The sequence below is a fragment of the Streptomyces sp. NPDC048002 genome, assembly GCF_040653275.1.
Classification (GTDB): Bacteria; Actinomycetota; Actinomycetes; order Streptomycetales; family Streptomycetaceae; genus Streptomyces.
Genome location: NZ_JBEZNL010000004.1, coordinates 123,970 through 138,103, shown reverse-complemented (window position 1 = coordinate 138,103; position 14,134 = coordinate 123,970). Strand labels below are relative to the sequence as shown.

Annotated in this window: 14 protein-coding genes; 8 read left to right on the top strand and 6 right to left on the bottom strand. The window is 72.1% G+C overall.

Annotation, left to right across the window (positions count from 1 at the left end):
• Nucleotides 1–46 precede the first annotated feature (46 nt).
• The 3 genes from AB0E07_RS08100 (at nt 47) to AB0E07_RS08090 (ending at nt 2,609) form a co-directional block, all read left to right on the top strand.
• The gene (locus AB0E07_RS08100) at nt 47–1,114 is read left to right on the top strand and encodes a PQQ-dependent sugar dehydrogenase (protein ID WP_362247504.1); all 1,068 of its coding nucleotides are present in this window, start codon (nt 47–49) and stop codon (nt 1,112–1,114) included.
• 142 nt (nt 1,115–1,256) lie between these two features.
• Nucleotides 1,257–1,673, top strand: a complete 417-nt coding sequence (locus tag AB0E07_RS08095; protein WP_362247503.1) for a hypothetical protein — start codon at nt 1,257–1,259, stop codon at nt 1,671–1,673.
• Between the two features lie 81 nt (nt 1,674–1,754).
• Entirely contained in the window at nt 1,755–2,609 is an 855-nt protein-coding gene (locus tag AB0E07_RS08090) for a carbon-nitrogen hydrolase family protein (RefSeq protein WP_362247502.1), read from the top strand.
• 78 nt (nt 2,610–2,687) lie between these two features.
• Here AB0E07_RS08090 and AB0E07_RS08085 read toward each other — a convergent pair whose 3' ends face one another.
• Together AB0E07_RS08085 and AB0E07_RS08080 are read right to left on the bottom strand one after the other, a co-directional pair.
• Entirely contained in the window at nt 2,688–3,155 is a 468-nt protein-coding gene (locus tag AB0E07_RS08085) for a DUF3618 domain-containing protein (RefSeq protein ID WP_362247501.1), read from the bottom strand.
• Complete coding sequence (locus AB0E07_RS08080) at nt 3,152–3,571, bottom strand: phage holin family protein (protein ID WP_362247500.1); 420 nt, start codon at nt 3,569–3,571, stop codon at nt 3,152–3,154. Before AB0E07_RS08080 ends, AB0E07_RS08085 begins: the two co-directional genes overlap by 4 nt.
• 247 nt (nt 3,572–3,818) lie before the next feature.
• On the opposite strand from AB0E07_RS08080, the gene AB0E07_RS08075 reads away from it, so the two are divergent.
• From AB0E07_RS08075 to AB0E07_RS08065, 3 genes are read left to right on the top strand one after another with little or no spacing between them, the layout of a single operon-like run.
• Nucleotides 3,819–4,364 carry a hypothetical protein gene (locus tag AB0E07_RS08075; protein ID WP_362247499.1) on the top strand — a complete coding sequence of 182 codons (546 nt, stop codon included), beginning with the start codon at nt 3,819–3,821 and terminating at the stop codon, nt 4,362–4,364.
• 36 nt (nt 4,365–4,400) lie between these two features.
• Entirely contained in the window at nt 4,401–4,712 is a 312-nt protein-coding gene (locus AB0E07_RS08070) for a hypothetical protein (RefSeq protein ID WP_362247498.1), read from the top strand.
• Nucleotides 4,667–4,993, top strand: a complete 327-nt coding sequence (locus AB0E07_RS08065; protein WP_362247497.1) for a GAP family protein — start codon at nt 4,667–4,669, stop codon at nt 4,991–4,993. Before AB0E07_RS08070 ends, AB0E07_RS08065 begins: the two co-directional genes overlap by 46 nt.
• Before the next feature lie 63 nt (nt 4,994–5,056).
• On the opposite strand, the gene AB0E07_RS08060 is transcribed toward AB0E07_RS08065, so the two are convergent.
• Nucleotides 5,057–5,947 carry a glycoside hydrolase family 19 protein gene (locus tag AB0E07_RS08060; RefSeq protein WP_362247496.1) on the bottom strand — a complete coding sequence of 297 codons (891 nt, stop codon included), beginning with the start codon at nt 5,945–5,947 and terminating at the stop codon, nt 5,057–5,059.
• A gap of 359 nt (nt 5,948–6,306) precedes the next feature.
• On the opposite strand from AB0E07_RS08060, the gene AB0E07_RS08055 reads away from it, so the two are divergent.
• Together AB0E07_RS08055 and AB0E07_RS08050 are read left to right on the top strand one after the other, a co-directional pair.
• On the top strand, nt 6,307–7,725 hold the full coding sequence (locus AB0E07_RS08055) for a family 43 glycosylhydrolase (protein WP_362247743.1): 1,419 nt from the start codon (nt 6,307–6,309) through the stop codon (nt 7,723–7,725).
• 584 nt (nt 7,726–8,309) lie between these two features.
• Nucleotides 8,310–8,621 (top strand): hypothetical protein, encoded by a 312-nt coding sequence (locus AB0E07_RS08050; protein WP_362247495.1) that lies wholly within the window; start codon nt 8,310–8,312, stop codon nt 8,619–8,621.
• Nucleotides 8,622–8,638: 17 nt separating this feature from the next.
• On the opposite strand, the gene AB0E07_RS08045 is transcribed toward AB0E07_RS08050, so the two are convergent.
• The 3 genes from AB0E07_RS08045 to AB0E07_RS08035 form a co-directional block, all read right to left on the bottom strand.
• Entirely contained in the window at nt 8,639–10,300 is a 1,662-nt protein-coding gene (locus AB0E07_RS08045) for an alpha/beta fold hydrolase (protein WP_362247494.1), read from the bottom strand.
• A 14-nt stretch (nt 10,301–10,314) separates the two neighbouring features.
• Nucleotides 10,315–11,610, bottom strand: coding sequence for an alpha/beta hydrolase (locus AB0E07_RS08040; RefSeq protein WP_362247493.1), 1,296 nt, complete (start codon nt 11,608–11,610; stop codon nt 10,315–10,317).
• A 558-nt stretch (nt 11,611–12,168) separates the two neighbouring features.
• Nucleotides 12,169–14,085: a hypothetical protein gene (locus AB0E07_RS08035; protein WP_362247492.1), complete on the bottom strand. Its 1,917-nt coding sequence runs from the start codon at nt 14,083–14,085 to the stop codon at nt 12,169–12,171.
• Nucleotides 14,086–14,134 lie beyond the last annotated feature (49 nt).

The following is a 14,134-nucleotide window of genomic DNA, read 5'->3' as shown; positions in this document are numbered from 1 at the left end:
CCGTTGGCGGTAGAGACCTTGATCGGGCGCTCCCTACTCTCACCGCGTGCGAAGACGACGGACACTCGTAGTGGGTACGGCCGGACTGCTGGTCACAGCGGCGGCCCTCGGGATCTACTTCTACGGCGCGTTCTGGGGGTGGTGGGCACGGCCGACCGTCCGCGACGCTCCGGAGGCCAGGCCCGCCTCGGTGGAGCCACTCGCGCGCGGCCTGCACTACCCCTTCGACCTCGCCTTCCTCCCCGACGGGTCGGCGCTGGTCACCGAGCGTGAATCGGGCCTCCTGCGGAAGGTCGGACCGGACGGACAGGTCACCGACCTCCGCACCATCGACGACATCGCGGAGCCCACCCGCCAAGCCGGGCTCCAGGGTGTGGCGGTCTCCCCGGCCTACGAGGAGGACGGCTGGGTCTACGTCTACTACACCACCGAGACCGACAGCCGGGTGAGTCGGTTGAAGCTGGACTCCTCGGCTCCGCCCGAACCGATCCTGACCGGTATTCCCAGCGGCGAGATCCACAACGGCGGCCGGATCAGATTCGGCCCCGACGGCATGCTGTACATCACCACCGGTGAGGCCGACGACCGTCCCCTCGCCCAGGACCGGGACGACCTGGGCGGAAAGATCCTCCGTGTCACGGCGGAGGGCGAACCCGCACCCGGCAACCCCAAGGCCGGATCACCGGTGTACAGCTGGGGATTCCGCGATCCACAGGGCCTCGCCTGGGACGACAAGGGCGAGTTGTACGTGTCCGACTTCGGCCACCACAATCTCGACGAGCTGAACCATGTCACCGCGGGCGGCAACTACGGCTGGCCGGAGGTCGAAGGCACCGGCGGGGAGCCCGAGTTCACGGATCCCATCGCGACCTGGAAGCCCGCCGACGCCTCCCCGAGCGGAATGACGTACCACGACGGGAAGATCTGGATCGCCTGCCTGCGCGGCGAACGCCTCTACCGCATCGGCACCGACGGCTCGTCGCCCGAACAGCTGCTGACCGGTGAGTACGGTCGCCTGAGACTGGTCACGCCCGCTCCGGACGGCTCGCTGTGGGTGCTCACCAACGGCCGCGGCGGCCCCGACCACGATCTGATTCTCCGGGTGACTCCCTGACGAGAGGGCGAGGGAACGGCAGGTGCGGGCACCGCTCGCGGAGGGCGGCCCGCCGTCTCTCGTCGCCCATCCGGCGCGGCCACGAGAGAGTCGGCTGATTCGGGGCAACAGGATTCCAAGCCAACTCGCCTTGGGAGACCCCGTGAGACGTCCCTGGACCCACAGTCGCCTGGACGCCCGTATCTGTCTGGCCCTCGCAGTCCTCTGCTTCGCCTGCGGGCTCTACGCAGCCCTCCACACCCCGTGGTTGTGCGTCTTCGGGTTCTACGGTGCCGCGTGCCTCGCCTGGTGTGCCGCGCGCCTGTACACGGAGCACCGGAGCCGGCTGGTCCGACACGAGCGTGCCCGCCGCGCCGCGGTCGTCGACTCCGTGCCCCCCTTCTCGGCTCCGGTCCCGTGCTGCGCCTTCTGGCGGCATACCGAAGGCGCCGTACACGGACCCGATTGCACCCGTCCCTCCGCCCCTCGGCACGTGCCGGACGGCCTGCCGCTCGACGCCCGGGAGGCCGCGGCGTTCGAGGCGATCACCGCCCACTTCGACGATCGCAGCGCTGCCTGAGCCCGCGCCGCGTCAGCTCCTCGGAACCAGGGCCTCACCCCTGTGAGGGAGGCCAGTCGCGTGGCGGTAGTGTGAAGGTCCGTGACAGTTCACGCAGCTCAGCACGGTTTCCCCGCGCGTCCCCTCCGGATCGCCGCGGCGCAGGCTCGGGCCGAGGCCGGTGACGTCGAGGCCAACGTCTCCGCCGTCGCGGCCCTCGTCCGGGACGCGGCACGGGCAGGGGCTCGGCTCGTGGTCTTCCCGGAGAAGTTCCTCAGCGGCTACGAGCCCGACCTCATCCGGGCCGACCCGCACCAGTACGCCATCCAGCCGGGCGACCCGCGCCTGTCGCCCGTTTCCGACGCCTGCCGGGAGACCGGCACCGTCGCCGTGGTCGGCGCCGCGTTCCACGATCAGGGGGACCTGTACGTCTCGGCGCTGGTCGTCGATGCGAACGGGGAGCTGGTCACCCGCTACGACAAGCAGCAGCTGTTCAAGTCGGAGCGCGAGATCTATCGCGAGGGTGCGGCCGGCTGCACCCTGGAGATCGAGGGCTGGCGCCTGGGGCTCGGCATCTGCTACGACTCCGGCTTCCCCGAGCACGCCCGTGCGGCCGCGCTGGACGGCTGCCACGCCTATGTGGTCGGCGCCCTCTTCAGCGTCGGAGGCGGGTACCACGAGTCACGGACCTGGTTCCCGGCCCGCGCCCTGGACAACACCTGCTACGCGGTGCTGGCCAATCACATCGGTACGACCGGCGGCTGGGACGCCTGCGGCTCCAGCGCCATCTGGGGACCGGACGGGCGGACCCTCGCCGAGGCCGGCGTGGATCAGCCGGAGCTGATCACCGCCGACCTCGACCCTCAGGTCCTGCTGGCCGCCCGCGACGCGGAACCGATGCTCCGCGACCTGCGCGACACGACCACGTACGAGCGGGCCTCGCACCGACTCGGGTGACGGGCGCCCGGCGCCTGGAGCATTCCGTGTGCAATGCCTCCGTGAGGTGAGGGGCGCCCGGGGCGACCCGCGCCGGTCTCAGCGGCGCCGCTCGGCGCGGCGGACCAGGAGGAACGCGGCCAGCGCGCCGAGCCCGGCCAGCAGCGGGGTGCGGTTGGCCTTCGCCAGCCGCACGCCCTGGTCCGCCTTCTCGCGCACCGGCTCGGGAGCCTTCTCGCGGGCGAGGCGGCCCACCTGCGTGGCCTCGTCGCGGACCCGCTCCACGGCGGAGGCGGCCTTCGCCTTCACCGGCTCGGGGGTACGGTCCTGCACCACGTGGGTGGCCTGGGCCGCCTTCTCCCGCAGCTGGCCGCTGACCTGCGTGGTCTTCTCCGCGACCTGGTGGCCCAGGGCCGCGGTCTTCTCCTGGGCGCGGGTCTTGACGTCGGCCTTCGCCGCGAGCGCCTCGACCGTCTCTCCGAGTTCCTCGCGGGTCGACTCGACCTGCTTGCGCAGCTCCTCGGGGGAACCGGGGGTCAGGTCGCCCGTGGGCTTGTCGTGGCTCATCGCTGTGCCCTTTCCTTGATCTCGGCCACATCGGCCTTGACGCTGTCGACGGTCTGTTCCGGCACGGGCGGGGACGCCGCGCTGATCTGGCGTTTGCCGAGTGCAGCCGCCAGCCCGGTGACCGCGGCCAGGACGCAGGTGACGATCAGGGCCGCCAGCCACACCTCCATGACGAGTGACAGCGCGGCGATCGCGGTGACCACGAGCGCCTGAAGGGTGAGCACACCCATCACGCCGGCTCCGCCGAACAGGCCGCCGCCCTTGCCGTACCTCTTGCCCTTCTGGGTCATCTCGGCCTGTGCCAGGCGCATCTCGTCGCGGACCAGCTGCGACAGCTGCTGCGAGGCACGCTGCACGAGTTCACCGACCGGCGGCTCCTGCACCGTGCTTCCGGTTCGAGGGGAGCCTCCCGTCATGCATCTCACCTTCCTTCTTTCACGCTCACGCCGCCGTGCGGTGTCCGTATGCCCTGTCGTCTGTCGCCTGTCGCGCACCGCTGGCCGGTGACGCCCTGTCAGCGGTGCTACGGGCACACCGTCCGGCCTGACCGACTGCTCGGGTACCCCGATCACCGCACATCATCACCGCCGGGACCCGGCAGCTCAGTCGCCGCCGGTTTCCCCCGGGCCACCGCGGATTCGGCACGGCACTAGGCTCGCCCGAGTGACCCGAAGTGACACCACCGGCAAGACACGCTTCCTCGTCCTGCACGACTACGGCATGGGCGGCCTGTGGTGGTGGATCCGTGCGAGGTCGGCCCGGGAAGTGCTGGAGACGTTCGCCGAGGTCGAGGTCGTCGACGATGCGGAGACCGTCGCACGGGCCGGGTCTTGGGACCTGGGCGAAGCCGACGTCGACGGAGCCACCGTGCCGGACGACCTGGCGGGCCTGCGGGCACGGCGTGACGCCCAGCGCGAGCGGCCCGGCTTCGGCGCGCTGGCGGACCGAAGCGTCGTGCACCTGCGCCTTCGGTACGACGAGGACGCCGACCCGGCGGTCTACCTGGTGGAGGTCGGACCCGACGGGCGTCGGCTGCGCCAGGTCGAACTGGGCGAGGACGGGACCGCCGTCAAGAGCGGCCCGGACGACTGGCCGTTCAATCCGCCCCTCGTGGACCTGTTCGACCCCGACCTGCCGGGCAGGGAGATCAGCCAGGACGAGTTCGAGGCGGCCTGGCTCCGCGCTCGGCCCGAGTCGGGCGACCAGTAGCCCCGCCTCACCGCGTCCGGGGCAGAGGGAGGCCGAGTGAGGGAGTTCCCGTACGGGCCGATGGGGCTCCTGGGCGTGGCCCGCTCGACCGGCTACGCCGCCACCCGCACAGTCGGGACCCTGGTCGTCGTGATCGCTGTCGTGGTACTGCTGACGGGCGGGCAGCCACCGGCCCGCCACACCACGCCCTCGACCTCCGCGATCGCCGCGAAACTCGCCATCGGCGTGGCACCGGTGCTGTACGGCGCCCACCGGCACCGCCGGCCGCCCCGCCCGCACGGGCCGCCGCGCTGGGCGTCCGAATGGACAACGCCTCCCCGGTCATGGCAGCCGGTCCGGCCTGGCTGATGCAGCCCTGGGGGCTGGTCGCGGCCGGCGCCGCGACCGCCCTCGACGCGCATCTCTCCACGCTCACCGACTGGCTCGTGCTGACCGGCTACGGCCTGCTGGCCACCCTCAGCCTCATCGTCATGGAGATGTACGCGGTCTGGACACCGGCGGCCGCGAACGCACGGCTGAACTCCCTGCGGAACTGGGTGGCACAGCACCAGGAGCAGCTGATCGTCACGCTCTCCCTCCTCGCCGGCCTGTGGTTGACGGCCGTGAGTATCTACGAGCTGGTCACCTGAGCCGGGAACCCGTGGTCGCGGCCACCGACCGCCCTCCGGGCAGGGGCGGCCCCTCGGGCGCCGTCAGCAGTAGAGGTTCGCGCCGGTGGACGTCCCGAGGATCTGCGTGAACCGCTGGTAGTTGTTGACGCGGCTCTGGACCTGCGCCGGGTTCTTTCCGTCGCACTCCAGGGAGCCGTTGATGGAGCGGATGGTCTGCCCGAAGCCCGCCTGGTTGACCATGGCGTTGTGGGGGGTCATGGTGCCGGGGCCGGACTGGGTGTTCCAGTACCACAGGGCCGTCTTCCAGGCGACGGCCGAGTCGTTCTGGACGAGCCAGGGGTTTCCGAGCAGGTCGATGCCGAGGGCGTCGCCTGCCGCCTTGTAGTTGAAGTTCCAGCTGAGCTGGATCGGGCCGCGTCCGTAGTAGGCGGCCTGACCCGCGGGACAGCCGTAGGGCTGGCTCCAGTCGCAGTAGTGCGGGTAGTTGGCGGTGTTCTGCTCCACCACGTGCACCAGGCCGCCGGTCTCGTGACTGACGTTGGCGAGGAAGGCGGCGGCCTCCTGCTTCTTCACGGTGTCGCTGCCGGTCTTCGCGAAGCCGGGGTAGGCGCTCAGCGCGGCGGTGAGTCCGTTGTAGCTGTAGAAGGAGTTCCTGCTGGGGAACATCTGGTTGAACTGGGCCTCCGACACGACGAAGTTGGTGTTGGGCGTGCCGGGTCCGTTGTCGCAGGCGTACGGGTCCCAGTACCAGGTGCTGATGGTGGGGTCGTAGCCGGGGTTGGCGTGCTCGGCTATGTAGGCCTTGCCGTCGGTGTAGCGAACGATGTCACCGGCGTTGTACGAGCGGCCGGCCACCCAGCCGGGGTAGCTGGAGCAGGACGCGGCGGCGGCCTGCGTGGCCGGGAGCAGTACCGGGGCTGTGCCTGCGAACGCGAGGACGGCCAGGGCGGCGGAGATGCGGCGTCTCGACACGGGATCAACTCCTTTGCGGGGCACGGCCGCACCCGGAGCAGGGCGCAGTGGGCCCGCACCGCACGCACCGGCGGACCGGTCACGGCGTGGGGGCGGCCGTGGTGGGGGGCTGCGGAGGCACACTCAATCGCATTGGTATGTACCAGTCAAGGGTGTAGACCAGTTACGAGGGTTCGGGATCGGTCGGCGACGGCGGAGCTTCCGCCGGAAGCGTTGACCGGGCCTCCGGCAGAACCTATCTTCTGGCCGAACCCCCGAACCTCGTTCGAAATACCGGCAGTTGACGCAACGGCCTCCGCCCGCACCCCGCACAGGGAGAACCCATGAGACCCGCATTCACCCGCCGTACGGCCCTCGGCATGCTGGCCGGCTCCACGGCCGCCGTCGGTCTCCCCGCCGGAACCTCTCACGCCGCCTTGCCGGCGTCCCCCGCCGCCACGTACACCAACACCCTCGCGGCACAGCGGGCCGACCCGCACATCGTCAAACACACCGACGGCTACTACTACTTCACCGCCACGGTGCCCGCCTACGACCGGATCGTGCTGCGCCGCGCCACCACGATCCAGGGACTCTCCTCGGCCGCCGAGACGACGATCTGGACCAAGCACTCCACCGGTGCCATGGGTGCCCACATCTGGGCGCCGGAGATCCACTTCATCGACGGGCGCTGGTACCTCTACTTCGCCGCCGGCAACGCCGACGACGTCTGGCGGATCCGGCCCTATGTCCTGGAGTGCACGGCCTCGAACCCCGTCACCGGCACCTGGACGGAGAAGGGCCGCATCACCCTGCCCCTGGACACCTTCTCCCTGGACGCGACGACCTTCGCCGTGAACGGGGTCCGCTACCTCGCCTGGGCGCAGAACGACCCGGCCGTCGGCCCCGGCACCAACCTCTACCTCGCGCGGATGGCGAATCCGTGGACGATCGACGGCGCACCGGTCATGCTCAGCCGGCCGACCGCCGCCTGGGAGACCGCCGGCGGCCAGACGGTCAACGAGGGGCCGGCCGTCATCCAGCGCAACGGCAAGGTCTTCATGGCCTTCTCGGCGAGCGCCACCGACGCCAACTACTGCATGGGCCTGCTCACCGCGTCCGCCTCGGCGGACCTGCTCACCGCGTCGTCGTGGACGAAGAACGCGGGCCCGGTGTTCGCGAGCAACACCGCCACCGGCCAGTACGGCCCCGGACACAACCAGTTCACGGTCTCCGAGGACGGCAGGTCGGACATCCTCGTCTACCACGACCGCGGTTACAAGGACATCAGCGGCGACCCCCTCAACGACCCCAACCGCCGCACCCGCGTCCAGAAGCTCTACTGGAAGGCCGACGGCACACCCGACTTCGGCATTCCCGTCGCCGACGGCCTCACCCCGGTCCGGCTCTCCTCCTACAACTTCCCCGACCGCTTCGTCCGGCACTGGGAGTTCCGCGCCCGGACCGAGGCGAACGTCGCCCCACTGGCCGACTCGCAGTTCCGCGTCGTCACCGGACTCGCCGGCAACGGCTCCGTCTCCCTGGAATCGGCCAACTTCCCCGGATACTTCCTGCGCCACCGGAACTACGAGGTGTGGGTGGAGCAGAACGACGGAACGGCCCTCTTCCGCGGCGACGCCTCCTGGCTGGCCCGTCCCGGGCTCGCCGACACCGCCGGAGTCTCCTACGAGTCCTCCAACGCCGCGGGCCGCTACATCCGCCACTACAACCACGTGTTGTACGTCCAGACTCCCAGTACGGCCACCGACCGGGCGGACGCCACCTTCTACGCCCAGTAGCCGCCGCCGCCTCGGCGCCCCTGCCGCGCGGCCCTGAGTCCTTCCAACTCGGCGCGAGGCTGCTCGCAGAAGGTCCTCGGGGGCGGCGGTGATGTAGGAAGCCGTGATCTCGGCCTCCGCCTCATGATCACTGACGGTGCATCGGGCCCAGCAGGGGGTGCATATCTCGCACCCGGGCCTGCCACCCACAACCGGCGGTTGTAGCCTGCGCGGCAGGGTGGTTGGGGGTGGGGTGGGGGCCGGGTACGGCTTTGCGGCGCGTACCTTGTTGGTCGCCTCGGGGGTCGAGCCCGACGGGCTGCGGCTGGATGTTCGCGAGAACGTGGAGCGGGGCGTCGCGGTTGCGCTGCGCGGGTTCGGCTCCGGGCGACCCGTGCTGGTCGAGGGTGCGGTCGCCGTCGCCTCGGACATTCTGCAGCTCTGGCGGGCGCCCCGGCCGGAGCTGGTGGCCGGACTGGTGCGCTGTCTGGAGTCCCCCTCGTCGCTCGCCCAGGACGCCGCGGGCACGGCGCTGGCGCGGCTCGATTCGTTGGACTGGACGCAGGACATCACGTCCGCCGTACCCGCTCTGATCGAGGCCGCCGGTGTCTCCAACAAGCGGGTCGCCGGGCCCCTGGACCCGCGTCCAGGCCGCCCACGCCTGGTGGCGCCTGACCGGCGACACCGATCTGTCCGTACCCGTGCTGCTGGCGGCCCTGGAGCCCCTGCGGTCGGGGGCTGCCGACGAGCCCTGCCGCGCCGCCCTCCGGTACCTCGCGCCCGTCGGCGCCCCGGCCTCGGCCGCGGCGCCGCTGCTCGAAGCCACCCTGTCATCAGGCCGCCGCTTCCCGCCGGACGCCCACCCGGCGGCTCGCGCGGCGCTCGCGGCCTTAGGCGGCGGCTCCCGCACTCGGTAGCCGCCGCCGTTCCTTCCCTATGGTGCGAGGTCGAACTGGGGTGGCTGGAGTCCGGCCAGACAGGCGGTGTCCGGCGCGGTCGGACGGTCGAAGAACGAAGTGGTGATCGTCTGCGCGCACTGCGAGTCGGCGAACACCACATGGGCGACGTAGGGAACCGTGACGGTGGTGGCGCGGCTGAGCGTGCGGGCGGCGTACGCTCCGTTGCTCGGTGCGGTCTGGGCGTCGAAGCCGCCGGACAGGGTGAGGGTCGGGATGTCGCTGCGGGTCACGTCCCGGACCGACCGGGGCGCCGCGGGGATGTCCCACGCACGGCAGTCGTCGTGGAGCCAGGCGAGCTGAGGGGCGTTGGCCAGCATCGACCGCGGGAACGACGGGAACGCGCGGCGTCCGCCCCGGATGATGTCGGCCCGGCTCTCGTACGGGGTCCACTGGCTGCAGAAGACGCCGTAGACCAGCCCGTGGGCGACCCTTCCGATGGCCTGCGGGCTGTACTTGCCGCCCGCGAGCTGCTCGGCGATCCGCTGCGGGTTGCCGTGGGCGAGTTCGTCGATGGAGCGTGGCACGCCGGAGGCCACGTGGGTGGCGGAGGTGAGCCAGTTGACCAGGGTGCCCCCGTCGAGCACGACCTTCACCGGCTCCGGGTGGACCGGGACCGTGACGGTGGTGGTGATCGGGTCGGCCTCCAGCTCGCGCACGAGGCGGAGGAACGTGGCCTTGAGGTCCGGGTAGCGGGTGTTGCAGTCGGTCTGCTCCTCGCACGCCTTGAACAGGCCGTCGAATCCCTCCCGTGCGGCCTTCCAGGTCACGGCCCCGCCGGCGATGGACGGCGGCAGTACCCCGTCGATACCCACCGAGCGGATGCCCTTCGGGTGCAGCCGCATGTAGTTGAGCGCCAGGTGGGTGCCGTAGGAGATCCCGAAGACGTTCCACTGCCTGATGCCGAGGGTCCTGCGCAGGGCGTCGTAGTCGGCGGAGCTCTCGATGTCGTTGTACGTGCCGCGGGCGGCGCCCGTGGCGTCCACGCGGTCGCGGCAGACCCGGGTGGCCCGGACGTGCAGGCGTCCGGTGGACGGTGCGTTGGAGACGAGGCCCAGGGCGCGGGCGTTGAACTCGTCGATGTCGGGGCAGGTGAGTTCCGGGTCGGCGGAGTAGGTGCCGCGCTGGGACATGAAGATCACGTCACGGTCGCGGTTGAGGTTGCCGGCGAGGGCCAGCGGGATCTCGGAGACCGCGTCGTCGCCGGGGCCGCCGGCGAACCACACGATCGGGTCGGGCGCGGGCCGACTGCTCTCCGCGGGCATGATCGCGACCGCGAGGGTGATCGTGCGGCCCCTCTGGTCCTTGAGATCCCGGGTGTCTCCGGTGCTTCCGGTGCCTCCGGTGCCCTTGCTGTCCTTGCTGTCCTTCGTTCTGGAACGCCGCTCGGGCACGGTGAGGGTGCCGCAGCGGGCGCGCGCCAGGTCGGGGATCGGGTCGGCCGTTCTGGGGCAGGGGCCCGGTTCGAAGTGGGCGCTGCCCACCGTGCGGGCGACCGTGCCGACCGGGTCTCCGGCCGCGGACTCGGCGTGGGCGGGGATAGCGGCGAGGCCGGCGACGAGGGCGCCGGCCGTGGCTGTGGCCAGCGCTGCAGGGAGCCGTCGCGCCGGGCGGCGACCCGGGATCGTGCGTGGGGACATCGTGCGTACTCCGGTCAGGGGATGATGGTGAACGGCTTGGGTTCGACGCCGGCCACACAGCCGGTGTCGGGCGCGGTCGGGCGCGCCAGGAAGGACCGCAGGACCGACGCGGCGCAGGGGTTCTGCGGCACCACCCAGTGGGTGATCCCGGGAACCACCACGGCGGTGGAGCGCGGCAGGGTACGGCCGGCGAACGGCCCCCAGCTCGCCCCGGTCTTCGCGTCGAAGGTGCCGGTGACGATCAGCGCGGGCACCTCGCTGCGGGTGGCGATCCGCTGGACGGCGGTACGGTCCGGGACGTTCCAGGCACGGCACAGGTCGTGTTCGAAGGGCAGCTGCGGGGCCTGGGCCAGCACCGAGTCCGGCCAGCCGGGGAACGCCCTGCGGCCCGCTTCCAGCACGTCGCGCTTGGTGAAGCCCGGCACCCATTCGGCGCAGGCCACCGAGTGCGTCAGTCCGTGGGCGAACTCACCGATGGCGGGCGTCGCACCGGCGGCCTGGGCCCGCGCGAGGCGTTCGGGGTTGCCTGCGGCGAGTTCGTAGAGCGCCGCGGGGACGTCGGCGGACGGGACCAGTCGGCCGTTGGTGACCAGCAGGTTCACCAGCGTGCCCCCGTCGAGGACGACGTTCACCGCAGTGCCCCCACCGGGCGACGGCACGGTCAGCCTCAGGGGGTTCGCCTCCAGGCGCCGGACCTGCCGTGTGAGCGTGCGGGAGAGGTCCGGGTAGCGGGCGGCGCAGGCGGGCTGCGCCTCGCATGCCGCGAAGATCGCGTTGATCCCCTCCTGGGCGCTGTCCCAGGCCCACGGCAGGCTCACGGTCTGGGGCGGCACGACCGAGTCGATCGCCAGCGCGCGGACGCCCTGTGGGTGCCGGCGCAGGTAGGTGAGGCCCAGGTCGGTGCCGTACGAGTAGCCGTAGACGTTCCACTTCTTGATGCCCAGGGCCGCGCGGAGGGCGGCGAAGTCGGCGGCGTTCTCGGTGGTGTTGTAGGACGCGAGGTCGATTCCCTCGTCCGTCAGCCGGTCCCGGCACTGCTTCGCCGCGCGCACCAGGCCTCGTCCGGTGGACGGAGCGTCGTAGGGCAGGCCGACGGCGGTCGCGTTGAACCGGTCCATCTCCGGACAGGCGAGGCTCGGCTGTGAGTGGAGGGTGCCGCGCTGGGCCATGACGATCAGATCGCGGTCGCCGTTCACTCCGGACTCGACGAGGAAGGGGATCGCGCCGAACGCGTCTCCTCCCGGCCCGCCTTCCATGAAGACGACCGGCGAGGCGGCCGGTGTCCGCACCGCGGCAGGGATGACGGCCACCGCCAGCCGGATGGTCCGTCCGGTGCGGCGCTCGCGGTTCTCGGGGACCTCCAGGAAGCCGCATCGCCCGGGGACCGGCTCGGCCGTCTGCGGGCAGGGGCCCGGGACGAACCGTGCAGGATGCCCCGGTGCGGGACCGCCGGGCGACGGCGACCGCGCGCTGCTCGGCGCCGCGGTCCCGACCGCGCCGAGGACTCCCAGGCAGGCCGCGAGGAGGGCGGCCCGGGTGCGCCGAGCCCGTCTTCGTACGGGGCTTCGGGTACCTGAGGGGGCGGGCAGGGGCCCGGGACCGATGTCGTGTTCCGCCATGTGCACTCGTCTCTCTGACGTCCCCGGCCGCTCCGGCCTGGGGGCGGTAGGCAGGCAGTGCCCCGCGGCATGGCCGGGCGGGGCGCCTACGTCAGCCTGGGTTCGGGCGGGCGCGTCCACCACTCGTCGCCTCCACTTGGAGCAGCACGGGGCGGGCGCCGGGGCCGCGGGGCGGTCACTCGGACGGCGGAGGTCCGAGGCGTCCCGATCCGGCGGACGGACGTGCGGTGTACCGGGCCGTGGCGAGTGTCAGAGCGCCGCGACGGCAGCGGCGACCGCGGCGAGGATGCGGTACTGGACGGGGACCGGGATCCCCGGGTTGGTGACGGCCTCGTGGGCCGTGTCGCGGTCGTGCAGCAGACCGGCCAGGACGCGGGCCGGAAGCCGCGGATTGCGCATCGCGGTCGCGCGGACGTAGTGCGCGGGGTCATCGAGCAGCCGCACCGCGTCGGCCGGCGTCAGCCGGGGGTCCTCGGCCGCACGACGGCGGGCCTCCGCTTCGGGGTCGCGGGCGAGCCGTGCGACGTCGGCGGGGGTGGACCGGGGGTCGTCCAGGGCCAGGCGGCGCATGCGAGCGCTGGGGTCGTCGGCGAACCTCAACAGGCCGGTGCGGGGGAAGTTGGGGTGGGTGCGAGGGCGGCCGGGGTGGCTGAAGCTGCCGTCCCACCAGCGCCAGACCTCCAGCAGCATCTCGGCCGGCGCGTCGTCGCAGGACTCGGCGAGGAACAGGCGGACGGTCCGGTCCTCGTCGTGAGCCAGACGCTCCACGACATCCGGGGGAAGGCGGCGGGCGCGGGCCACGCTGCGGCGGACGAGGGGGTGGGACGACGCGGCAAGGCGCCGCATCGCATCGGCGTCACCGTGCAGGCTCGCGATCCAGGGCACCGTGTACGAGACGGTCCGCGGGTCGAAGTCATGGCGGATCGCGGCGCGTTGCTCCTCCGTCAGGTCGGGTCGCAGCGCGACGGCGGAGCGGACGTCATCGTCGGGGTCCTGTGCCAGGACGGCGACGGCGTGCGCGCCGAGTTGTACGTTGGCGGCCAGTGCCCGGCGCGTTTCCACGTCGCCGTCGCGGACCAGGTGCAGCTCCAACTCTGAGCTGAGACAGCACTGTTGGAGTGCGCGTCGGGGTTCAGGTAGTTGGTTGAGGACTTCGCGGGGCATCGGGACGCCGTGGGTGTGGTGGGCCAGGAGCGCCTCGGTGCGTACCAAGTCCTGTGTGTCGGCGAGCAGTTGGTCCCGCACGGGCTGGGCGAGGTCCTCCCAACGGGCGCAGGCGGTGACGCGTACGCGGGGATCGGGGTCGGCCGCGAGTGCGGGGAGGTGGCCGGCCGGCACGGAGGGCAGCGCGGCGGCCTCGGCGCGGCACGGGCCGGCGAGCAGGTCGCCGTACAGGTCATCGGGGAGTTCGACGCCCAAGGCGCAGGCGCGCTCGGCCAGCAACACGGCTAGGGCGGGAGACGGTTCGGCGCGCACCAGACGTATCCACTGCTCGGGAGTGAGCTGGGGCCGGAAGGCCTCGGCGGACCTCGCGCGTACCTTCGCATCGGGGTGGGTCACGGCGGCGTCGAGGACGGCGGGCCGGTCGCAGCCGTAGAGGAAGCCGTCCGACACGTCCAGCAGCCGGATCAACAGGTCGTCCGGGGCTGCCGGGTTGACACCGATCCCCTCCGCCCAGTGCAGGGGCCACCCCGGGCGGGCCGGTACGTCGGCCCACGCCGCGACGCGCTCGGCTTCCGTCTCCCGCCCCGCGGCCCCCGCGACCTCCTCCAGCCGCTCCGGCAGTCGGTCCAGGGCCGTCAGCCGGGATCCGTCCGGGCCGGGGACCTCCGCCAGCAGCACCTGACCGTCGAGGGCGAGCGCCACGAACCCGGGGCCACCGGTCAGCTCCGGAACGGCGACGGTGCGGCGGACCCGGGTCCAGAGGGCGTCGTTGCCGCCGATCCGATACCTGTGGACGGCCACCAGGAACTCGTCGTCGGCGTCGACGACGCGGTCCCACCACGGGGCGTCGAGCGCGTCGGGGGCCTCACCGTCCGGAGCCGTGATCCCTCGCGCGACACGCCAGGCGGCCTCGGGCGGGAACAGGCTTCCGGGGCGCATCTCCTCAACGACCGTGAGCCCGGCGCGCGAAAGCAGTTCCTGGAGTCCCTCTCGGAGGTGCATCCGGTCATCCTCTCCCAACGGCCCCAGCGACCGGAGCGGTCTCCGCGCC

Bases quoted from the DNA above. Each gene is read 5' to 3' on its own strand.
- AB0E07_RS08085 (WP_362247501.1), bottom strand. From the start codon at position 3,155: ATGAGCCACGACAAGCCCACGGGCGACCTGACCCCCGGTTCCCCCGAG.
- AB0E07_RS08080 (WP_362247500.1), bottom strand. From the start codon at position 3,571: ATGACGGGAGGCTCCCCTCGAACCGGAAGCACGGTGCAGGAGCCGCCG.
- AB0E07_RS08065 (WP_362247497.1), top strand. From the start codon at position 4,667: ATGGACAACGCCTCCCCGGTCATGGCAGCCGGTCCGGCCTGGCTGATG.
- AB0E07_RS08055 (WP_362247743.1), top strand. From the start codon at position 6,307: ATGCTGGCCGGCTCCACGGCCGCCGTCGGTCTCCCCGCCGGAACCTCT.
- AB0E07_RS08045 (WP_362247494.1), bottom strand. From the start codon at position 10,300: ATGTCCCCACGCACGATCCCGGGTCGCCGCCCGGCGCGACGGCTCCCT.
- AB0E07_RS08035 (WP_362247492.1), bottom strand. From the start codon at position 14,085: ATGCACCTCCGAGAGGGACTCCAGGAACTGCTTTCGCGCGCCGGGCTC.